The following is a 20503-nucleotide window of genomic DNA, read 5'->3' on the forward strand; positions in this document are numbered from 1 at the left end:
ATAATATTTTCCTGCAACAAAAGCAATGCCTGTTTCCCATTATCTTAATAAAAGGTGTTAAGAAAAGTGTTAAAAAGCTGTTAAATAACCTGATGAGCAGAACTCAATCGGTCATTTAACAGCTTTTCACTTCAGGAAATAAAAAATACTTCGAAAGGGGTATTCCAGCCTAAATTCGTTTCTTAAGCTCTTCCACGATAAAAACACTTGCCGTAGAACCGATTCTGCTGACTCCAAGCTCTATCATCTGAAGAGCAGTATCCAGGGTCCTTACACCTCCTGCCGCCTTGATCTTAATTTCATCTCCTACCATGCGCTTCATCAGTGCCACATCTTCAAAGGTCGCCCCTCCAGTTCCAAAACCGGTGGAGGTCTTAATATAATCCGGATGTACGTTCAGTGCGATCCGGCACAATTCCTCTTTCTCCTGGTCTGTAAGATAGCAGTTTTCAAAAATCACCTTTGAAATCACCTTGTTTTTTCTGCAGATTTCCGTTATCTCTGCCATTTCCTTTTCTATAAAGCTGTAATTTTTCTCTTTTAGCTCAGTAATATTGATCACGTAATCGATCTCATCAGATCCGTTTAAAATGGCGGTCTTTGTTTCATTCAGCTTATCTTCTATAGTTGTCTGCCCTAACGGAAATCCCACCGCAGCACCCACATGGACAGGGCTGCCTTCTAAAAGCTTCCGGCAGCGGACTACCTGCGCCGGGTTGATGGCTACCATCTTAAAGCCATATTCCATGCTCTCCTTACAAAGCGTTACAAAATCCTCATGGGATGCCCAGGCTCTTAACTGAGTGTGGTCAAAATAAGCGGCCAGTTCTTTCTGGCTGATCTTAATATTCCCCATAATTAGTCTCCTTTAGAATCAATCATCATCATCCTGATTCTCATAATTTTCCGTCTTGCATGCAGCAGTATCTTTCATCTTCTTTAACAGAGGGTGCTGCTTCCAGCGGTTTAGTGCTGTCGTTGCCTGATATGCAAGGATCTGGAAAAACGGCAGGAAGCATAAGGGGGTTAAAAGCTCCGGCAGCTCCACCGGAAGGTTTAAAATTCCTTCTCCGGTGAATCCCGGCTGATTGGTTATTAAAAACGCCCTGTCAGTTACCTCCCTGCAGGCTTTAAAAATGGTCTGGCTCCGGCTGCTGCTGTTTCCTCCGTCAATGAGGAATACCGTATAGCCGGGAGTCATCTGAAGATTGGGTCCATGAAGGAATTCCTCAGACTCATAAGCTACAGAAGGGATCTTTACCGTCTCACCCAGCTTTAAAGCACCTTCCAGTGCCGTGCCGTAATTAGCGCCTAATCCGCACACATAAGCATTTGCCATGGAGGTAAATTCCTTATAATGATCTTCATAGAATTTCATGGTTTCCTTTTGCACCGTCTCATGAATCCGGGCCGCCTTCTCCATATCCCGGCATACCGATTCTGCATCTTCCTCCGTCATCAGTCCTTTTCTTACGGCAGCTTCAAGGGTAAACAGCATCAGAAACAAGGCAAACGAGGTCACACCCTTTGTCACATAACCTACGGTTTCCACTCCAACCCCATAATCGATCAGCACATCCGCATAATCTTTCATATCACTGGAGATACTTCCTGTAATTCCGATTGAGGTGCGCCCATGCTCACGGATCATCTTCAGCGCATCAATGGAATTGGTGCTGTAACCGCTCTGGGAAACAACAAAAACAAAATCACCGTCCGTAAAATCATGTTCACTGCTAAGAAAAGTGAAGGGAGATACGATCTTTACTTCAGACTTTAAATAATACCTCATAAACTGGCGGGCGCAGTACGAACCGTTATAGGAGGATCCGGAAGCCACGATCCAGACGGTTTTGTAATCTCCCTTTTCATATTCAGCGATCAGCGGAGCTGTCAGCTCCTTCCGGTTTTTAATATTATTAAGCATTACCTCAGGAGACTCTTCCACATACGTCATCATTGTTTCTTTTATTTTTTCATTCATTTTGTTACCGCTCCTTTTTTCATTTTGGTAAAATGAGTCAGAAAGTATTTTGTGCAATAATTATATCATATCCCTAATCATAGTCAATAATGTATCGAAAACATACAAATAATTGTAATTACATATTGACAAACTTTCCCCATGATACTATTATTTATTTATACATTATTTATACTTTTTTAATAAAAAAGAGTGAAAATATGAAAAATAGTACAAAATATCATAGGGATACAAAATTTCAAAAGGAGTGACAAACATATGCCCAACATTCTATTAACAAGGATCGATAACCGGCTGGTACATGGTCAGGTTGGATGCTCCTGGGTGGGAGCCATTGGATGTAATCTGATCGTGGTCGCAGACGATGAGGCTGCAGGTGATCCGGTCCAGCAATCACTGATGAAGATGACCGCTGATTCCACCGGCGTGGGTATCCGGTTCTTTACACTTCAAAAAACAATTGAAGTCATCCATAAAGCAGCGCCAAGCCAGAAGATATTTATAGTAGTAAGAAATCCGCAGTCTGCAAGAGCCCTGATTGAGGGAGGAGTTCCCATCGATAAGCTCTGCATCGGCAACATGCATGTAGCTCCGGGAAAGAAAGTATCCAATGAGCCTCATGTATATCTGGATGAACAGGATTTAGAAGACTTGAGAATGATTCGGGGAAAAGGCATTGATGTGTATATCCAGATCGCTCCCGGAGATAAGAAGCATGATTTTGAGGTGAAGTAAAAATCTAGACAGGTTTAGGAAGAATGAGATGAAATACCCTGCGGGCATACCTTTATGCCTGGAACCGAATAAGCAATAATGATGAAAACCGCAGGAAGAAACCTGCGGTTCAATAAAAGGAGGGTTTTTTATGCAAATTACTTTAATCCAGGGGATTTTGCTGGCTTTACTGGCCTTTATTTGTGCCTGTGACGCCTGCTGGGAAGCCTTTTTCTGGTTCCGTCCCATCGTTGTCGCCTTCTTCGCCGGAATAATCCTGGGTGATGTTCAGGTAGGCCTGGCTGCGGGCGCCGTTGCAGAGCTTTCGTATCTGGGACTGCTGACCGTAGGCGGTACCGTTCCGCCTGATCCTCTGATGGCAGGCATGATGACAACAGTCATCGCATTCACGACTGGCCAGAGCGCAGAAACAGCTCTGGGACTCTCATTGCCCTTCGCTTTGCTGGCACAGTGGGTCGGAATTGTCTGCAATACCACTTTTGCAGGTTTCTTACGTCCCCTGGATCACGCATGCGAGAACGCAGACACAAAGAAATTTACACAGATCGTTCTTCTTGGACTTGTAATTAAAGCGGGAATCTACGCTTTGATCACGTTCCTGTCTGCCTATGCATTACAGAACCAGATCGCCGGATTTGTAAACATGTTCCCGGAATGGTTGATCCATGGATTCGAAATATCCGGCGGCCTGCTTCCTGCAGTCGGTCTTACCCTGCTCTTGGTTGTCATGCTTAAGAAACAGAACGTGGCATATCTTTTTATTGGCTTCTTGATTATGACATTCTTAAAGCTGGACAATATCCTTCCGGTTGCTATCGCAGGAATCGCTGTTGCATTCATTGGTTATCTCAATGATGAAACGATCAAAAAGAATGCCATAACTGTAGAAGGAGGTGCTGACGATGACGGTATCTAGAAATAAATTGGACAAAAAAGATATCAATAAGATGAGCATGCTTTCTATATTAGAACAGTCCTGCTTCAGCTTTGAACGTATGCAGGCTCCCGGTTTCTGTCTCGGATTGCTTCCCGGATTAAAGAAGATTTACGGTGACCAGAAGGAAGAAATCTCAGATGCCATGAAAAATAACATGGACTTTATCAATACCGAACCCCACATGGCAACCTTTCTTCAGGGTCTTGTCCTTTCCCTGGAAGAAAATGGTCAGGACAGGGCTCTGATCAAGAGCATAAAAACCGGTCTGTTCGGCCCTCTGGCCGGACTGGGAGACGCAATATTCTGGTTCACCCTGCTTCCAATATCAGCAGCCATCTGCTGTTCCCTTGCAAGCGGCGGGTCTGTACTGGGTCCTATCCTTTATATCGCTATCTGGTTTTTAGGCGCCATATCAAGATTGTGGTTTGGCCGTATGGGATATAACATGGGTGTGGGAGCCGTTGATTTAATCAGTTCCAATGCCAGCGCCATTACAAAGGCCGCAGGCATCCTGGGCATGATGGTGGTTGGCGGGCTGATTCCAAGCTACGTATCCCTTCATTTTGCCGAAACGCTGGTAGCTCCCGGCGGCGTATCCATACAGGCAATCTTCGATTCCATTATGCCGAACATACTGCCTTTAGGGTTTGTATTTACCCTTTACTGGCTGTTTAAGAAAAAACATGTTAATACGCTGATGCTGATTATACTTATCATCCTTGTATCAATCGTATTGTCTTTCTTTAAAATCATGTAACCAACGGAAGGAATCAGATAGAATTCTGCCGGGGGCCGTACAGGAAGAGCTGGAAGAATTTACCGTCTCCTGTATGGCCCCTTCCGTTATGCGGTTAAAAACTACATGGTTAGAGTCGGCTTCTGATACCGTTTAAAGCACCAAGTGGACATCAATATGGATATCCGTTAAAATAACATTGCAGGTAAAATTCCTCAATGATATACTGTACTAATGGGATTTCTCTGCTATGGAGGTGTATGCATGAAGTTTGAATTTATACAAATTGATAAATATAGTCCGGTTCCATTGTATGAGCAGTTAAAGGGCTGCCTGATTACGGCAATCCGGAGTGGAAACCTGATTCCGGGACAAAAACTGCCCACTGAGGATGAACTATGCCGCAAATTCGGCATCTCCCGTCCTGTTGTCCGGCAAGCCTACGGAGATTTAAACAAGCTTGGAATGCTGGTGAGGAAGCGTGGCTCCGGTAGCTTTGTAAGATCAAATACAGACCGGGGAATCTATTTGATGCAGCTTGTCAGCTACCGCGAAGAACTGGCCATGATCGGCATGGTACCTGGAACCGATTTAAAAAAGAAGGAAATCATCTCTTACCATGTCCCGGTTTACGAAAAACTGCGTTTGGATCCCAAACAGCACTGCCTTCATCTGGAGCGCATGCGCTATGCGGACAAACGTCCTTTTACTTTTATTGAAAACTTTGTTCCCATGGATCTATTCCCGGGAATTGAAGCCTATGATTACGGAACAGACTCTCTTTACCGCATCATGAGAGATGTGTATGGCATCTATCCGGCCAAGGCGGTCAGATCCATACGGGCGGAAATCATCAACCCGGCACAGGCTCACCTGTTTCATATAGAGAAAGGCTCTCCGGTGCACATGCTGGAAAGCATCGCCTACGACCAATATGAACGTCCTATCGACTACAGCATTGAAACTTATCCGGGCAACACACACCGATTTGACTTTGTCGTATACAGGGATTAGAAATAAATCATGAAATGCCCGGAGCTCATACCTATATGCCCGTAAAACCAGGGCAGGAAAGAGGAAAATATGATTGGAATCATTATTTCAGGCCATGGAACATTTGCAACCGGAATCTCAAGCGCAGTGGAACTTCTCACTGGTCATCAGGATTTTATCGTACCGGTGGATTTTAGGGAGGAGCATAGCGAGGAACAGCTAAAGGAGAATCTAAAGGCAGCCTTCGACCGCTTTCAGGACTGCGAACAAGTTCTTGTTCTATGTGATATTCTGGGAGGCTCCCCTTTTAAAAATGCAGTGATGTTAAGCATTGGAGATGAACGGATAAAGGTCCTTTACGGAACGAACCTGGGCATGACCGTAGAACTGGCAATGCGCTGCATGATGGGCCAGATACCGGAAGCAGATACTCTGGCAGATGAAATTATTGAAATAGGAAAAACGCAGATCGGAAAATACAAATATGAGCCGGTAGAAGCGTCTGAAGACTTTGAGGAAGGAATTTGACCAATGATAAAAGCAGTTATATTTGACATGGATGGGGTTCTGATCGACAGTGAAATCATATATTTGGACCATATGTATGAAAAGCTGAAGCTTAAGTACCCCCAGATCAGCAGAGAGGCGCTGTTTGCCGTGGTGGGATCCACCACAAAAAGGACGATGGAGATTATAAGCGACGCGATCGGAGAGGATGTGAATTCCCACACGTTCCAAGAGCTATATGCAGGACTTTGGGCTGATTGCCGCCCGGATTATCCTTCTATTTTAAGAAAGGAAGTCCCGGAGATTTTAAAGGAGCTTCACCGCAGAGGTTATCAGGTGGCACTGGCATCTTCTACCAGCAGGGCAGGGATTGAAGATGTGCTCACATCCTGCGGACTGAAAGGTGACTTTGACTACATTGTAAGCGGCGAGGAATTTAAGGAAAGTAAGCCTAATCCGGAAATATATCTCCATACGGCAGATACCTTAAAGCGCGAGCCAAAGGAATGCCTGGTGGTGGAAGATTCAACCTATGGGATCATGGCAGGACATGGTGCAGGAATGACCGTTGCCTCCATCATTGATGACAGGTTTGGTTTTGACCGCAGTCTTGCGGATTATTCCATAAACGGGCTTTTTGAGGTATTGGACTTATTGGATGAGTTGAATAACAGATAAACCAAAAGCAGGCCCCCAGTTACGGGAGCCTGCTTTTAAAATATATTTAAGCTTGATTTTGGAACTGACTCATATACAGTTTTTCATAAAAACCTTTCCTTGCTATTAATTCATCATGGGTTCCCTGTTCAATAATTGATCCGTTATTCATAACAAGGATTAAATCCGCATTTCTAATCGTAGAAAGGCGGTGTGCAATAACAAAGCTTGTTCTGCCCTTCATGATATTTTTCATAGCTGTCTGAAGCATTAATTCAAGTCTTGTATCAACGGAACTTGTCGCCTCATCAAGGATTAAAATAGCCGGATCTGCCAGGAACGCTCTCGCTATTGTTAAAAGCTGTTTCTCACCGACTGATACGTTTGAGGATTCTTCATTTAATATCATATGGTAGCCATCTGGCTGTGTTTTGATAAAATGATTTACATTTGCTGTTTTTGCAGCATTTTCAATCTCCTGCTGCGTTGCATCCTCTTTTCCGTATTTTATATTATCGGCGATCGTTCCGTTAAATAGCCAGGTGTCCTGTAACACCATACCAAAGATAGAACGAAGATCATCCCGTTTCATATCCTTAATTTTCACACCGTCAACCTTAATTGCACCTTTATTTACGTCATAAAAACGCATTAAGAGGTTAATAAGCGTGGTTTTTCCGGCGCCAGTCGGGCCTACGATTGCTACCATCTGACCGCTCTTTACGTTAATATCCAGATGTTCAATGAGCATTCTATCTTTGTTATAACCAAAAGACACATCTTCAAAGGTAACATTTCCCTTTAAGTTCTCAATTTTTACCGGAGCAGAAGCCTCCGGGACCTCTTCTGTCTCAGTAAGGAACTCAAATACTCTTTCCGAAGCAGCAATCGCAGACTGAATGGAAGCAGACAATTGTGACACCTGCTCCAGCGGCTCATTTAACTGCCACATATATCGGATAAATGCCTGAAGCTGTCCAACCGTAATGGCGCCTGTTATTGCAAATGTCGCACCTAAGATACAAACAGCTACAATTGCAAGATACGTAATGAAGGAGATTAACGGCGACATCAATCCGGATATAAATTGTGCCATAAATCCATTTTCACAAAGATTGTTGTTAATCTTCTTAAACTGTTCTATGGAATCTTCCTGCTTTCCATAAAGTTTGATTTCGGTTAGCCCGGTATATCGTTCCTGAATGTAACCATTTAAGTCACCAAGTGCAGCCTGCTGTCTGCTAAACATAACGGAAGAACGCTTCATAATAAATTTCATGATCAGGGCACTTCCCGGTATCAGCAAGACAGCAACAGTACCCATCGTGGGATTAATATAAAACATTAGTACTATAGCTAAAATAATGGATAAGACAGCACTCAATATCCTTGATAAACTCTGCTGCAGCGCATTTGACATGGTATCGATATCATTTGAGATGATACTGAGAATATCACCGACGGAACGTTTATCAAAATAACTGATTGGCAGCTTTGCAATCTTTCTTTGGACATCGTTTCTTAAATCACGCATTGTATTTTGTATACCATTGGTCAAAAAATACTGTGAACCAAAGCTGCTAAGTACGTTTCCGATATAAATAGCAAGCAACAGCTTTAAGATTTTAATCACGTAGGGAAAACTGATGGCTGCCCCAGGAACTTTGTTCACGATATCTACAACATCATCTTTTAGTCTGGTTGTAATTAAACCTTCCACCATTGGTGCTGCTGATAAGAAACCGGAGTATGCGATCGTAAGAAGAATCGCCACGATAAAAAATTTCAAGTATGGTTTTATATATGGATATAATTTTCTCATCGCTCCAATTCCTCCTTTGTTAATTGTGAATCTGCAATTTCATAATATATATTGCACGACTTTAATAATTCTTTATGGGTCCCCATACCTACCACTTCACCCTCATTCAGAACGATTATTTTATCCGAATTCATGATGGTACTAATTCTTTGTGCCACAATGAATACAATGGATTCTTTTGTTTCTTCCTTAAGGGCAGCCCGCAAGGTAGCATCTGTTTTATAGTCAAGCGCAGAAAAGCTGTCATCAAAAATGTAGATTTCAGGCTTTCTAACCAATGCTCTCGCAATCGAGATCCTTTGTTTTTGGCCTCCTGATACATTTTTTGCACCTTCACTTATAAATTCCTGTAATTTGTCCGGCTTATTCTGAATAAACTCTTTCGCCTGCGCTATTTCAATTGCATGATCTATTTCTTCCGGCGTCGCATTGGGATTGCCGAATTTAAGATTGTCTTCTATGGTTCCTTTAAATAAAAAAGCTTTTTGAGGGATAAAACCAATTTTTTGACGGAGTGCCTTTAAGTCATAGTCACGTGTATCCACACCATCAATTTTGATAGAACCGCCTGTCACATCATAAAATCTTGGAATTAAATTAATCAATGTGCTCTTTCCGCTGCCCGTACTGCCGATAAATGCTACGGTCTCCCCTTTGTTCGCAGTAAAAGATACATCCTTTATGACCGGAAGCTCACCATCCGGATACTGGAACGTAACATGGTCAAATTCAACCACACCTTTATTATCCGCTGTAATGCCCTCAGAAGGATTATTTACTAATGGTTCCTCATCTAATAATTCCTGAATGCGGTTTGCAGATACCTGCGCCCTTGGATACATGACAAATACCATGGAAAATAGCATGATAGAGAACATTGCATGAAACTGATACTCTAAGAAAGCAACTAACTGTCCAACCTGTAAAGTTCCTTTATCAATCATTAAACTGGATATCCAAAATACGGCCATCATTGCAAGGTGTAATAAGAAGAAAAAGGCCGGCTGCGTAAATGACATGATTTTAAATAATTTCTTCGAAGTAGTGGCATAATCGTTATTGGTCTCTGCGAAACGTTCTGATTCATATTCACTTTTTCGAAAAGCTCTGATTACACGTACCCCAGTTAAGTTTTCTCTTGAAATCCGATTCAGCCGGTCCATCCCTTTTTGCTGTTTCTCAGAAAGCGGATTGGTTAATTTCGCAATGATAATGACTCCCGCCACTATAAATGGAAAGCTTCCTCCGATAACCATAGAGAGATTAATACTGGTCTTGATCGTCATAAAAACACTGATAATAATCATGACTGGTGCCAAAAGTGCAGTTCGAAACAACAAATTGGAAAACAACATTAACTGAAATGCATCATTCGTTGTTCGTGTAATCATGGATGACACACCAAATTTATTATATTCTGTGTGGGAAAATTTCTGCGATTGTGCAAAAACATCATTTCTGATATCCCGAATCATATAGGTTGAAATTCTTGATGAAGCGAAAGTTAATAAAATGGTTCCTGCACCTCCAAGAATGCAGACAATCAGCATGATTCCTCCCATTTTCTTAATATAAGCTATATCACCATTGCCTATTCCGTTATCAATCATCCACGCCATAACCGTGGGAATTCCCAGCTGTACTGCAACGAAACTAAAGATTCCTATGATGTTTAACAGAATTAGCTTCGGATATCTTTTCAGATATTTTAACATTAATTTCATAACATGACTCCTTTCGCTTTACTGTATAAATACATATATAAATTCAGCCGCAATCCTTGACAGAAAAAGGCTGTTTGACTATTATAAACTATAAGGTTGTCTTATAGTCAAGAAAAAAAAACTCTAAAATATTTCTTATCATTATTGTTTGATATTTCCTGTTTTTTTAATACCTGCTTTGTTAATATAAAACATATATGTTATGAAAAAGTTTGTGTCAATGCTGCGGCTGCAAACATGAAATTCGTAATATGCAGCATAGAACTGAGGTAATTTTATGTCTAAAGATAAAAATGAATACTTAACAACAGGAGAGTTTGCAAAAATCTGCGGAATTCCAAAGCATATTTTATTTCATTACGATCAGATAAAGCTTTTTCAGCCTGAGATCATAAAAGAAAATGGTTACCGTTATTACTCTTTCCGCCAATTCGATACGTTTTCTATTATCTCCGCATTAAAAAGACTGGGAATGCCATTAAAAGAAATTAAAAAGTATATGGATGAAAGAAATCCTGTAAAGCTTGTTGATTTACTGGAACAAAAATCAAATGAAGTGTCTAAGGAAATTAAAAAGTTAAAAAACACGAAACGTGAAATCGACTCCCTTAAGGAATTAACAGAAAAGGCCCTATCCGTGGAATATAATACCATAGGAACGGCTTATCATAAAAGCATGAAAGCGCTATGCAGTACCTTAATGGATAATGACAATGACAACTCTTATCCGAACTTTTTAACAGAGCTGATCGCATTCCGTAATAACAGCAATGCAAGTATGATAGATTTTCTGGGAGCATCGCTTACCATTGATAATATCCGTGATAAAAGATTCGACAGCTTCTCCTATTTGTATACAAAAACGAATAATGCTGATAAAAAAAACAACACTCTGGTGCGAAAAGAGGGTTGGTATCTCCAGGTTTATTATAAGGGAAGTTATCCAAGGATCAGTGAAATGTATACAGAGATTATGCAGTACGCAAAGGAACATCAGATAAACCTCGGAAAAAATGCTTATGAGGAGTATCTTATATTTGAGATAGGCACTAAAAACAGAGACGACTATGTTACGTTAATATTGGTAGAAATTGAGGATGACTTGCAGCCAAAATAAAAGGCCCGGATAATTATCAGAGCCTTTTAGGCAGTAAAGCTTATAAATTTTGAATTAACAGCATCTGCAGTTATTATCTGTGGCTATTGCGGAAAGTCTTGCGCTGAAGGTAGGATATTTCTGCAAATAATTTTACACACGGTTTGCAGAAAGGTTTGGAGAATATAATATGCCAAGAGACACAATATATAAATGACCATAGACTTGACATATCTTTTTTCGTGTGCTATATTACTGTGAAAGCAAAATTGAATAAAGCTAAAGTTTTCTAGGGTTCCGTAATAAAAATATTAGTCTGGTCCAAGGGAAAACGCATGACGGTATATTAAGTCATGTAACACGGTGGGATAAAAGCCTGGGAGTATATATACTCCCAGGCTTTATTATTTTGCTCTGAAAAAGGAGGGATAATGAATGTGAATAATGTAAACCAGTTAAATAAATCAGTACCTATGGTGTTAATTGATATCTTCTATTCCATATCAGATTAATCCGTTATATGTTTTCATCATAGGGATATCAGTTTTTATGATTTCCTTGAAAGAGAGGGTTTTATGCATAATCTGCATACTTTCCAGCGGGATTAACTGTTCTCTTATGATTAATTTTGGACTACTTGAAAGGAGTTTCTTTTATGCGTATTTTATCAAATTTTATAAAAAGGAATAAAGCACTTACTCTTTTTACGCTGCTGTTCCTGCTGTTACAGACATTGTGTATTCTTTTAATTCCATATTTCACGGAGGAAATCGTTGATATCGGTATTGCACAGAACGATATCAACGTTGTTTTATCCATTGCAATAAAGATGTTAATCGCAGCCGGAGTTGGCGTTCTTTTCTCAACATCGTGTACATACTTTTCCGCTCGACTGTCTTCTCTTTTGGGTAAAACTATCCGGGAGGATTTGTTTTCACATATTCAAGCGCTTTCTCTGGAGGACCAAAAGAAATATGGGCCAGCTTCTTTGGCTACGCGAAGCAGCGGTGACGTTGCCAATATTCAGCAGGTCTTGGTTATGATTATTCAGATGATTCTTCCTGGGCCGTTTATTGGAATCATCGCAGTGATTATGACTGCCCGTGTTTCGATAGAACTGGCTGTAACCGTAGCTTTGACTATTATCCTCTTTTTCGGCGCTGTCGTTTACATCTTCTATAAATGTATGGGTAATATGAAAGCAATACAAGTGCGAATAGATGCAATGGTAGCGAAATTGCGCGAAGTCTTTGTCGGTGTAAAAATTATCCGTGCTTTTGACAACGCTGTCTACGAACAGAACCGGACGGATGACACCTTTGAAGCACACGCCGATAATATGATCCAGATCAATCGTCGTTTCGCTTTTATCAGCCCTATTGCTTTTCTGGCCTTAGGTCTTGTGCTGTCCGCTGTATTGTGGCTAGGTATTTTTGATGTGGCAGATGGAACCGTGCAAATCGGAACCATCACAGCGGTGATCGAATATGTAACCCTAGCGCTTCTGCAGCTATTGGCAGGTGCACTGGTTACGGTTATGATTCCCCGCTCCGTAGCATCGCTGGCCCGAATTGAAGCTGTGCTAAATCATGATCCGGCTATTTCGGATGCGCAGGCTGTGGAGGACAGCAAATACAATGCCGGTGCCCATGAGGTTGTTCGGTTTGATCACGTTTGCTTTCAATATCCCGGTGCGGAAAACGCTGTTTTAAACGATATCAACTTTAGTTGTAAACGCGGACAAACCTTGGCAATTATCGGGGCCACCGCTTCCGGTAAAAGCACGATTGCTAAAATCCTGATGCGTTTTGATGATATTCAGGCGGGTTCCATCCGTTTGGGTGATGTAGATATCCGAAATCTTTCGCAAAACTTTCTGCGAAGCCGTATGAGCTATGTGCCGCAAACCGCATTCCTCTTTAGCGGTACGATACGGGACAATTTAAAGTATGCCGATGCTGCGATTAGTGATGAGCAGATGTACAGGGCAGCTAAAATTGCGCAGGCCGATGAGTTTATAAGTCAGTTGCAGGACGGCTACGAGTCCTTTGTCGCGCGAGGGGGAGGCAACTTCTCCGGCGGACAAAAACAAAGGCTCTGCATCGCCCGTGCTTTGGCAAAACCGGCAGATGTGTATATGTTTGATGACAGTTTTTCTGCACTGGACAATCAAACAGATGCTAATCTTAGAAAAGCGATTAAGCAGAATTTGCAGGATGCGGCAATTATAATCGTAGCACAAAAGTTGAGCAGTATTGTGGATGCTGACGAGATTATCGTTTTGGATAAGGGCGAGATCGTGGGGAAAGGCACTCACAAAGAGCTGTTGGCCCAAAATGCTGTTTATCAGGAATTTGCACGATCGCAGCAGCTCAAAGGGAGGGATGAATAAATGTCTAACAACAAAATGAACCATAAAAATGCAAAACAGCCATTACGGTTGTTCTGGGATTTGCTAATGTTGCAAAAAGGGAAAGTCTTTCTTACCATTTTTGCTTGTATCTTTGGCAGTATGCTGTATACAGCTATACCATGGTTTATGGGTATTGCCATTGATAATATGGTGGCAATCTTAAAAGAGTTTGCTCTGCCTAATATTAATAAAGACATGGTGATCGCTGCCATAGGCACACCGGTCTTAATCATCATTGCTGCATCTGCACTCTCCTTTCTCTTTTCCTATATCGCAGAAAGGTTCATGGCAGATGTTAGCGAAGAAACATCTCTATATCTTCGCAAGGAGATAAGTAAGAAGCTTACCAATCTTCCCTTGAGATTCTATGATAGAACAAAAATCGGTTCGCTCCTTAGTATTTGCAGTACGGATATTGACAAAATCTCCGAAATCCTGGTCATAGGGTTTAACCAGTTTATGTTGGCCTTTTTTGACTTGATTTTCGGTATTGCTATTATGCTCTGGATCAGCCCCAAGCTAACGGGTATTGTTTTAGTAGTGGTTGCCTTCAGTATGTTTACTACCTTATTCATCTCAAGGAAAAGTCAGGCTGCCTTCAGGAAAAACCTTGCTACACTAGGTAACTTTAATGCGACTGTGGAAGAACTGTACAGCGGCAGCCTTCTTATCAAAGCCTTTAATACACAGGATGCCTCCATTGAAAAAATGAAAGAGGTCAACGAAAAGCAATACCATGCGCATTTGAAAGCGCAATTTATGAACTATGTCATTTATCCAGCGGTGCGTTTTATCAACCAATTGGCATTCATTCTAAGTGCTATTCTAGGAGCGATATTGGTTATCCGAGGAATGATTACCCTTGGGGTTGTTCAAGCGTACTTGCAGTATGTAAGCCAGGTGTCTGAGCCTATGACGCAATTTGCGTTTGTAACGAATTCCTTCCAAGCAGCGTTAGCATCCATAAGCAGGGTTTATGAAATTCTGGATGCCGAGGAAGAAATTCCGGACAGTGCAAATTCTATTGAGATTAAAAAGCCTAAGGGCGAGATAGCGTTTCAGGGAGTCAGCTTTGGTTATGAGCCGAACAACCTATTGATGAAAAAGGTGAATTTTATTGCCAAAGCAAACCAGACAATCGCCATTGTCGGCCCTACAGGTGCGGGTAAAACCACTTTAGTCAATCTCCTAATGCGGTTTTATGAGATTGATAACGGTAAAATTCTCTTTGATGGAAAAGATACATCGCAGATGACCCGCCAGCACCTAAGAAGTCTGTTTGGCATGGTCTTACAGGATACATGGCTGTTTAAAGGAACCGTTGCTGATAATATTGCATATGGAAGAAAGGATGCAACGCGGGAGGAAATCGTTGCGGCTGCAAAGCTTGCTCAATGTGACAGCTTTATCCGAACGCTTCCGGACGGCTATGATACGGTCATCTCCAGTGAGCAGAGTGTTTTGTCCCAAGGGCAGCAGCAATTGCTTACGATTGCCCGTACTGCACTGGCGAATCCCCATGTCCTGATTTTAGACGAGGCTACTTCCAGTATCGATACGATTACGGAGATACGCATTCAAACTGCATTGGCAAAATTGATGCAAAACAGAACCAGCTTTATGATTGCTCACCGGTTATCCACTATCCGCAATGCCAATCTGATTTTGGTGATGAAGGACGGTGATATCATTGAAACTGGTTCTCACGATGAATTGATTGCCCGAGACTCCTTTTATGCTAGACTTTATAACAGCTAAAGTGAAAGTTAAAAGTGCTTTTTACGAATACTGAGTTTTCCGATTAAAAATATTAGCACATTTATAACGACCTGGCTTATTGTGGCAATAAATAATAAGAGTCTGGAATTTGAAAATTATTTCTCAGGCTCTTATTATTTATCCGTAAAAAATGCTTGTCCAAGATACTTTCCTCTTATTAATATACTTTTTTTAAAAAATAAAGTGACTTAAATCATAATATTTCCTGGACTCTCCCCACTTGTCCATTCGTTAACATCACTTTGATACCATGAGGGTGAAAGCTGCTGTTTGTTAGTATTTTTCCAACAATTCCCTCTGTTAGTTTTCCGGTTCTTTGGTCAGATTTCAATACAATTTTTACTGTTGCACCTATTTTAATATCAATTTTATTTTGTCCGTTCATTTTTATCCTCGCTTTAGCATCGGGCGGGTTCTTCCTTTTCCAACTATGAATTCATTGTCATGTTCCCTCATATTGCGTATATCATCAATAGTTGTCTTACCCCAATTATTATAAATATCATTTCTTATGGCATCAAAATCATTAAATTTATTAAAGAAATCGATTGACTTTGCTAATGCTATAATATTATCACACTAATTAGTAAATATCCATACTATTACAAGAACTCATTGGGGGCATTAATATCAATGAAATACGTAACAGGTCAGCCATGATGACGGAGCGCACCAATCTGAAAAACTACTGCTTCAACCGAAAAACCCGTGTTGAAAATTAATATAGAAAAGGCTTTAGCGGTTTAATTACAAATCAAAAAATAGCGGAAACCCTGATAAAACCTAGGTTTCCGCTACCAATAAAAAGAGCGCGAGACGGGACTCGAACCCGCGACCCCGACCTTGGCAAGGTCGTACTCCACCAACTGAGCCACTCGCGCATATAAATTATAAATTATATTCATTTGCTACAACACTGGAATTATATCATACGTTTTTAATAAATGCAAGAGGTTAATATCATTTTTTTGTTGTTTTGTACTATATATTTCCATAAATCCCTTCTAATTTCAACTCTTTTGGACATACACTTCTCAGTCCGGACATAGCCGATGAATTTGTTCTTCCCCTTCTATTTCTTTATACCCAGGGATATATCAAAGGTCGACTTCTACCATTTTTTGTTATATACTATTACTCATAATCCACAACATAAATCGTTCACGCCTGTTTCGGAGGGATCATGGATTTTAAGTCTTGTATTGATAAAGAGCATAGTATTTTAATGGAAGGCGCTCTGGGTGAGCGGCTTAAGAGAGAATACCATTTGCAGTTCAATGACCAAGTGGCTATGGCAGATCTTATATACGATGCCAAAGGACAATCTGCTCTCGCCAGTCTATGGCAGGAATACATCCATATAGCAGGATGCCATGGCCTGCCTTTTTTGGCTACTACGCCTACCCGCCGTGCAAACAAAGAACGGGTGGCCTTAGCTGGCTATTCCTCCTCCATTATCACCGATAATGTGAAATTCCTCCGCAGTATGCAGCAAAAAAGCGGCATAGAGATGTATGTCGGCGGGTTGATGGGCGCTAAAGGGGATGCATAAATTGACGGAACGGCAAATGCTGATGCCATCGCCTATATTGACGGTCTGGTCCAGCCGAAACCGGTCTGCTATATGTCCAATTGCGTCCACCCGGGAATTGTATATCAGGCGCTGTTACAGCCCTTTAACCAGAATGCCCTTGTGCACCGTTTTCGGGGAATTCAGGCTAATACTTCGCCATTGTCCTACGCAGAACTGGATGGCTCTTTGGATTTAAAATGTTCAGACCCAGAACCATTTGCGGAAGAAATGATGAAGCTGCGCCGCATAAGCAGCATGAATATATATGGAGGCTGCTGCGGTACAGATGGCAGACATATGGAGCAGGTAGCCCGCAGATTACGGGCATAATCGCCGGTTCGCTCCCGGCACCTGCAGCATCAAATTGAGTAGCTTTTTTCAGCAAAGAATGATAAAATATAGAAAGATATTGCATACAAGTTTCAATTCCTGTCCTGTCCATACCTGGTATCATATAAAACCATGTACCAGAAAAGCCTTATGTTAATCTTTGATGGCAAACAGGACAGCCACCAACGCCCCAGGCGTTATTTATTTGATTTGTGCCGCCAGTCAAGGCGGCAGAACGGAGTTTTACATGTCACTCATACCGTTTCAAAAATTGCCGCCCCGGAGACATACGGAAGATGCACGCCAATATGCATACCGGATTATCCGGCATTTCATTTTGAACCTTCATCTGCCCCCGGGCCGTAAGATGAACGAGGTAGAACTTGCAGATGCTCTGAGCATAAGCCGGACGCCGGTCCATGATACGCTCTACAAGCTTTCCCGTAAAAATCTGGTGGACGTCATCCCACAAAAGGGAGCCTTTGTATCCAGAATTGACATTAACCGGATTGAGCAAACCTTATGGATTAACAAGCAGCTTGGGACAGCCATGCTTCAAAACATCTTCATCCGAAAAGTGAAACGGCCTCAGTTTGATATTCTTTATCATAACCTGATGCAGCAGGAGGACTATCTGGCCCAAAAGGACTTATCCCAGTCCGTCCGGCTGATCACCGAATATTATCATCTGCTTTATGATCTGGCGGGCAAGATGGACTTCATCTGGGAACCCGTCCAGAAAGCCGGAATGGACTTGCAAAGACTTCTTTACTTATCTGCCTCCGACGCTTCCGTAATGGAAGACTTTCTCAGGGATTTAACTGCACTTACTGATGCGCTTGCAGAACGGGATACAGACCGGGCATGCACCATTTACCATCATCATCTGGCCCGGATCCTTTTGTTAATATCCCCTTTGAAGGAACGCTATCCGGACTATTTTATTGAAAGTAATAAAGAACAGACAGATACCAGTTTACAGGAACAGAAAGGGCTTCTTTATGAAAAATGAGATCTATCAAAATATGTTCACACTGGCTGGAAAGAAGGCCCTGATCCCGGGAGGAACCGGAGGTCTGGGAAGCGCCATTGCCAGAGCCTTCCTGCAAAACGGAGCTGATGTGGCTGTATGCGGCGGGCATCCGGAAAAGGCTGCCCATCTTGAGGAAGAGGCAAAACAGGCCAGCCGCAGTTTTTTTTCCCTGCGCTGCGACATTCGTGACCGGGATGATGTATCAGATATGCTTGATCAGGTGGACAAGGCATTTGGCCGAATCGATATCCTGGTTAACAGCGCCGGGATGAACCGGCTGCTTCCGGCGGAGGATTACGACGAAGATACCTTTGATCAGGTAATGGACTTAAATGTAAAAGGCATTCACACAGTAACCCGTGCGGTAGGAAAGCGTTTCATGATTCCCAACCGGTATGGGCGTATCGTCAATCTCTCTTCCGTAAAGGGCTTTATCGGCGCAAAACAGGATTATATCGCTTATTGCACCAGCAAAGGCGCAGCCAATATGTACACAAAGCAATTAGCCTGTGAATGGGGAAAATACGGCATTACCTGCAATGCCATCGCACCCACCTTTGTGCGGACGCCTATTAACTCATTCCAGCTGGATGATCCTGCATTTTTAGAAAAGCTGACGGACCGCATCCCTCTTGGGCGCATCGGCCGTGAAGAGGATATTGCTGCCGCCGCACTGTATTTATGCAGCGATGCCGCCTCCTTTGTGACCGGCCAGATCCTTGGTGTGGACGGAGGCTTAACGGCCATGCAGTAACAGGCGCCTGTAGATGAAAGAATCCATTAATCCATAAAACAGGAGGAACTACCCATGATTTTCGGAAACATATATAAACCCATGCTGGAGGAACAGTTTGCCGTGCTTCCGGCTCCCCTGCGCAATGCCATCCGCTTTTTAAAGGACAACGATATGGCAGCTCATGAACCAGGGGTATTTAATATAGAACTGGACGGCCTGCCCATTATTCTGCAGGTCCTTGATTTAGAAACAAAAGGCCGGGAGGACCTTCGTCCGGAAATTCATAGAAAAAATATTGACGTACAGTTTCTTGCCAAGGGCGGTCCGGAAGAGGCCGGTTTTTACAGCAAGGAAGAAACAGGGCAGGTGGACGAGGATCTTCTTGACACTCCCAGGGACATTCTTTTCTTTTGCAATGATCCTGAAGCTCCGGAGGGACGCATCCGCCTGGTTCCAGGCTCCTATGCCATTTATTTCCCTTGGGATGTCCATATCCCCGCTATCCAGGCCGGAGACAGCCCTGCGGCGATCCGTAAGATCGTTATAAAAGTACCTCTTGAAAGCTGCCTGCCCGGTGACGTCCGGCAGGGGGAATGATCATGAGCCTGAACAAATATCTGAATGAACTTTCCATGAAGGATCCTGACCTGCGCCGTATGGCTCTTGAAAGGGTTCTGGAGCAGGAACACCTGCCTTTTGAGCGCCAGGAAGAAGCGCCCTCCCCCAATGCTCCCAGAGGAATCATCAATTATCTGATTTCTCCGGAAGACAGCAGGCCCAGCCTCTTGTTCTGCGCCCATTACGATGCGGTTTACGGAAGCTTTGGAGCCAATGACAACGCTGCTGCCCTTTGCATCCTGATCGCTCTTGCCAAAGCCCTGCGCGCCGAAAACTTTCCTGTACGTTTCGCATTTTTTGACGGAGAAGAAACAGGCAATACGGGAAGCCGTCATTATGTCAGCCAAATGGACCGCCAGGCCATTACCGGTGTGATTAATCTGGATGTATGCGGTTACGGCGATACCATTGCAGTCTATGACCGGGGGAATGCAAAAAAAGAGTCTGTACGCACTTTCTGCAGCAAGGAAATCCTGGCGGCCCACAACGGCCTCCTGGTGAAATTTTTACCAAAGAGCGACGAAGCCTCTTTCACCGGCCTTCGAATTCCTGCAATCAGCATAGCCTCAATTCCCCGTTGGGATATCCAATATCTAAATGCCCTATCCAATCTGGGCAGTGGATTTTTAGGCCATCCCCCGGAGTTTGATATGATCCTCAGTCAGATGGATGTCTCAAGCACCATGCACGGCGGCTACCGGGACTCTCCTGAATGGGTTGAGCCGGAAGCCATGACGCGTATATATGATTATCTTATGGATGCGCTGCACGCGCCGGCAGATAAGAAAAAGCGGTTCCTTCTGTTTTAAAAGCAGAAGGAACCGCTTACT

The 20503-nt window shown here is 42.6% G+C and carries 20 protein-coding genes, 1 tRNA gene and 1 riboswitch; of the genes, 15 read left to right on the plus strand and 6 right to left on the minus strand.

Annotation, left to right across the window (positions count from 1 at the left end; all coding sequences use genetic code 11):
- Window positions 1-169 precede the first annotated feature (169 nt).
- On the minus strand, window positions 170-856 hold the full coding sequence (gene deoC / locus BMX69_RS18335; RefSeq protein ID WP_100043159.1) for a deoxyribose-phosphate aldolase: 687 nt from the start codon (window positions 854-856) through the stop codon (window positions 170-172).
- Between the two features lie 18 nt (window positions 857-874).
- Window positions 875-1984: an SIS domain-containing protein gene (locus BMX69_RS18340; protein WP_100043160.1), complete on the minus strand. Its 1110-nt coding sequence runs from the start codon at window positions 1982-1984 to the stop codon at window positions 875-877.
- A gap of 258 nt (window positions 1985-2242) precedes the next feature.
- On the opposite strand from BMX69_RS18340, the gene agaB reads away from it, so the two are divergent.
- The 6 genes from agaB to BMX69_RS18370 all read left to right on the plus strand — a co-directional run bounded on the left by agaB (window position 2243) and on the right by BMX69_RS18370 (window position 6570).
- Entirely contained in the window at window positions 2243-2719 is a 477-nt protein-coding gene (gene agaB / locus BMX69_RS18345) for a PTS galactosamine transporter subunit IIB (RefSeq protein ID WP_054790473.1), read from the plus strand.
- 130 nt (window positions 2720-2849) lie between these two features.
- Complete coding sequence (locus BMX69_RS18350; protein ID WP_054790472.1) at window positions 2850-3635, plus strand: PTS mannose/fructose/sorbose/N-acetylgalactosamine transporter subunit IIC; 786 nt, start codon at window positions 2850-2852, stop codon at window positions 3633-3635.
- Complete coding sequence (locus BMX69_RS18355; protein WP_025230299.1) at window positions 3622-4413, plus strand: PTS system mannose/fructose/sorbose family transporter subunit IID; 792 nt, start codon at window positions 3622-3624, stop codon at window positions 4411-4413. Before BMX69_RS18350 ends, BMX69_RS18355 begins: the two co-directional genes overlap by 14 nt.
- 243 nt (window positions 4414-4656) lie before the next feature.
- On the plus strand, window positions 4657-5406 hold the full coding sequence (locus tag BMX69_RS18360) for a GntR family transcriptional regulator (protein WP_025230300.1): 750 nt from the start codon (window positions 4657-4659) through the stop codon (window positions 5404-5406).
- Window positions 5407-5475: 69 nt separating this feature from the next.
- Window positions 5476-5913, plus strand: a complete 438-nt coding sequence (locus tag BMX69_RS18365) for a PTS sugar transporter subunit IIA (RefSeq protein ID WP_054790467.1) — start codon at window positions 5476-5478, stop codon at window positions 5911-5913.
- 3 nt (window positions 5914-5916) lie between these two features.
- Complete coding sequence (locus BMX69_RS18370) at window positions 5917-6570, plus strand: HAD family hydrolase (RefSeq protein ID WP_100043162.1); 654 nt, start codon at window positions 5917-5919, stop codon at window positions 6568-6570.
- A gap of 46 nt (window positions 6571-6616) precedes the next feature.
- On the opposite strand, the gene BMX69_RS18375 is transcribed toward BMX69_RS18370, so the two are convergent.
- Together BMX69_RS18375 and BMX69_RS18380 are read right to left on the minus strand one after the other, a co-directional pair.
- Window positions 6617-8371 (minus strand): ABC transporter ATP-binding protein, encoded by a 1755-nt coding sequence (locus BMX69_RS18375; protein ID WP_100043163.1) that lies wholly within the window; start codon window positions 8369-8371, stop codon window positions 6617-6619.
- Window positions 8368-10095 carry an ABC transporter ATP-binding protein gene (locus tag BMX69_RS18380; RefSeq protein ID WP_100043164.1) on the minus strand — a complete coding sequence of 576 codons (1728 nt, stop codon included), beginning with the start codon at window positions 10093-10095 and terminating at the stop codon, window positions 8368-8370. The genes BMX69_RS18375 and BMX69_RS18380 overlap by 4 nt, the downstream gene beginning before the upstream one ends.
- 277 nt (window positions 10096-10372) lie before the next feature.
- Here BMX69_RS18380 and BMX69_RS18385 point away from each other — a divergent pair, with 277 nt between their 5' ends.
- The 3 genes from BMX69_RS18385 (at window position 10373) to BMX69_RS18395 (ending at window position 15362) form a co-directional block, all read left to right on the plus strand.
- Window positions 10373-11212, plus strand: a complete 840-nt coding sequence (locus BMX69_RS18385; protein ID WP_100043165.1) for a MerR family transcriptional regulator — start codon at window positions 10373-10375, stop codon at window positions 11210-11212.
- A 257-nt stretch (window positions 11213-11469) separates the two neighbouring features.
- Window positions 11470-11576, plus strand: a riboswitch (guanidine-I (ykkC/yxkD leader).
- Window positions 11577-11846: 270 nt separating this feature from the next.
- Window positions 11847-13583, plus strand: a complete 1737-nt coding sequence (locus BMX69_RS18390; protein ID WP_100043166.1) for an ABC transporter ATP-binding protein — start codon at window positions 11847-11849, stop codon at window positions 13581-13583.
- Complete coding sequence (locus BMX69_RS18395; RefSeq protein WP_242941296.1) at window positions 13584-15362, plus strand: ABC transporter ATP-binding protein; 1779 nt, start codon at window positions 13584-13586, stop codon at window positions 15360-15362.
- A gap of 214 nt (window positions 15363-15576) precedes the next feature.
- Here the strand turns inward: BMX69_RS18395 and BMX69_RS18400 are convergent, their stop codons facing one another.
- Together BMX69_RS18400 and BMX69_RS18405 are read right to left on the minus strand one after the other, a co-directional pair.
- A complete protein-coding gene (locus BMX69_RS18400; protein ID WP_054790464.1) occupies window positions 15577-15768 on the minus strand; it encodes a YwbE family protein in 192 nt (63 codons plus the stop codon).
- A gap of 423 nt (window positions 15769-16191) precedes the next feature.
- Window positions 16192-16264, minus strand: a tRNA-Gly gene (locus BMX69_RS18405).
- A gap of 302 nt (window positions 16265-16566) precedes the next feature.
- Here BMX69_RS18405 and BMX69_RS25045 point away from each other — a divergent pair.
- The 6 genes from BMX69_RS25045 to BMX69_RS18430 all read left to right on the plus strand — a co-directional run bounded on the left by BMX69_RS25045 (window position 16567) and on the right by BMX69_RS18430 (window position 20482).
- Window positions 16567-16935 (plus strand): hypothetical protein, encoded by a 369-nt coding sequence (locus BMX69_RS25045; protein WP_330387471.1) that lies wholly within the window; start codon window positions 16567-16569, stop codon window positions 16933-16935.
- Window positions 16936-17286: a homocysteine S-methyltransferase family protein gene (locus BMX69_RS25050; protein ID WP_330387738.1), complete on the plus strand. Its 351-nt coding sequence runs from the start codon at window positions 16936-16938 to the stop codon at window positions 17284-17286.
- A gap of 163 nt (window positions 17287-17449) precedes the next feature.
- Window positions 17450-18298 carry a GntR family transcriptional regulator gene (locus BMX69_RS18415; protein WP_242941297.1) on the plus strand — a complete coding sequence of 283 codons (849 nt, stop codon included), beginning with the start codon at window positions 17450-17452 and terminating at the stop codon, window positions 18296-18298.
- Entirely contained in the window at window positions 18288-19073 is a 786-nt protein-coding gene (locus tag BMX69_RS18420; RefSeq protein WP_100043167.1) for an SDR family NAD(P)-dependent oxidoreductase, read from the plus strand. Before BMX69_RS18415 ends, BMX69_RS18420 begins: the two co-directional genes overlap by 11 nt.
- Window positions 19074-19127: 54 nt before the next feature.
- Entirely contained in the window at window positions 19128-19652 is a 525-nt protein-coding gene (locus BMX69_RS18425; RefSeq protein WP_100043168.1) for a NanQ anomerase/TabA/YiaL family protein, read from the plus strand.
- Between the two features lie 2 nt (window positions 19653-19654).
- A complete protein-coding gene (locus BMX69_RS18430; RefSeq protein WP_100043169.1) occupies window positions 19655-20482 on the plus strand; it encodes a M28 family peptidase in 828 nt (275 codons plus the stop codon).
- Window positions 20483-20503: the final 21 nt, after the last annotated feature.

Origin of the sequence: Lacrimispora sphenoides JCM 1415 (assembly GCF_900105615.1) — a bacterium.
Classification (GTDB): Bacteria; Bacillota; Clostridia; order Lachnospirales; family Lachnospiraceae; genus Lacrimispora; species Lacrimispora sphenoides.

What these genes read in the sequence shown, in the direction of transcription:
- BMX69_RS18340 (WP_100043160.1), bottom strand. Translation starts at nt 1,984, where the DNA reads ATGAATGAAAAAATAAAAGAAACAATGATGACGTATGTGGAAGAGTCT.
- BMX69_RS18380 (WP_100043164.1), bottom strand. Translation starts at nt 10,095, where the DNA reads ATGAAATTAATGTTAAAATATCTGAAAAGATATCCGAAGCTAATTCTG.
- BMX69_RS18355 (WP_025230299.1), top strand. Translation starts at nt 3,622, where the DNA reads ATGACGGTATCTAGAAATAAATTGGACAAAAAAGATATCAATAAGATG.
- BMX69_RS18375 (WP_100043163.1), bottom strand. Translation starts at nt 8,371, where the DNA reads ATGAGAAAATTATATCCATATATAAAACCATACTTGAAATTTTTTATC.
- BMX69_RS18395 (WP_242941296.1), top strand. Translation starts at nt 13,584, where the DNA reads ATGTCTAACAACAAAATGAACCATAAAAATGCAAAACAGCCATTACGG.
- BMX69_RS18360 (WP_025230300.1), top strand. Translation starts at nt 4,657, where the DNA reads ATGAAGTTTGAATTTATACAAATTGATAAATATAGTCCGGTTCCATTG.
- BMX69_RS18430 (WP_100043169.1), top strand. Translation starts at nt 19,655, where the DNA reads ATGAGCCTGAACAAATATCTGAATGAACTTTCCATGAAGGATCCTGAC.
- BMX69_RS18385 (WP_100043165.1), top strand. Translation starts at nt 10,373, where the DNA reads ATGTCTAAAGATAAAAATGAATACTTAACAACAGGAGAGTTTGCAAAA.
- BMX69_RS18390 (WP_100043166.1), top strand. Translation starts at nt 11,847, where the DNA reads ATGCGTATTTTATCAAATTTTATAAAAAGGAATAAAGCACTTACTCTT.
- agaB (WP_054790473.1), top strand. Translation starts at nt 2,243, where the DNA reads ATGCCCAACATTCTATTAACAAGGATCGATAACCGGCTGGTACATGGT.
- deoC (WP_100043159.1), bottom strand. Translation starts at nt 856, where the DNA reads ATGGGGAATATTAAGATCAGCCAGAAAGAACTGGCCGCTTATTTTGAC.
- BMX69_RS18365 (WP_054790467.1), top strand. Translation starts at nt 5,476, where the DNA reads ATGATTGGAATCATTATTTCAGGCCATGGAACATTTGCAACCGGAATC.
- BMX69_RS25045 (WP_330387471.1), top strand. Translation starts at nt 16,567, where the DNA reads ATGGATTTTAAGTCTTGTATTGATAAAGAGCATAGTATTTTAATGGAA.
- BMX69_RS18370 (WP_100043162.1), top strand. Translation starts at nt 5,917, where the DNA reads ATGATAAAAGCAGTTATATTTGACATGGATGGGGTTCTGATCGACAGT.
- BMX69_RS18415 (WP_242941297.1), top strand. Translation starts at nt 17,450, where the DNA reads ATGGCAAACAGGACAGCCACCAACGCCCCAGGCGTTATTTATTTGATT.
- BMX69_RS18350 (WP_054790472.1), top strand. Translation starts at nt 2,850, where the DNA reads ATGCAAATTACTTTAATCCAGGGGATTTTGCTGGCTTTACTGGCCTTT.
- BMX69_RS18400 (WP_054790464.1), bottom strand. Translation starts at nt 15,768, where the DNA reads ATGAACGGACAAAATAAAATTGATATTAAAATAGGTGCAACAGTAAAA.
- BMX69_RS18420 (WP_100043167.1), top strand. Translation starts at nt 18,288, where the DNA reads ATGAAAAATGAGATCTATCAAAATATGTTCACACTGGCTGGAAAGAAG.
- BMX69_RS18425 (WP_100043168.1), top strand. Translation starts at nt 19,128, where the DNA reads ATGATTTTCGGAAACATATATAAACCCATGCTGGAGGAACAGTTTGCC.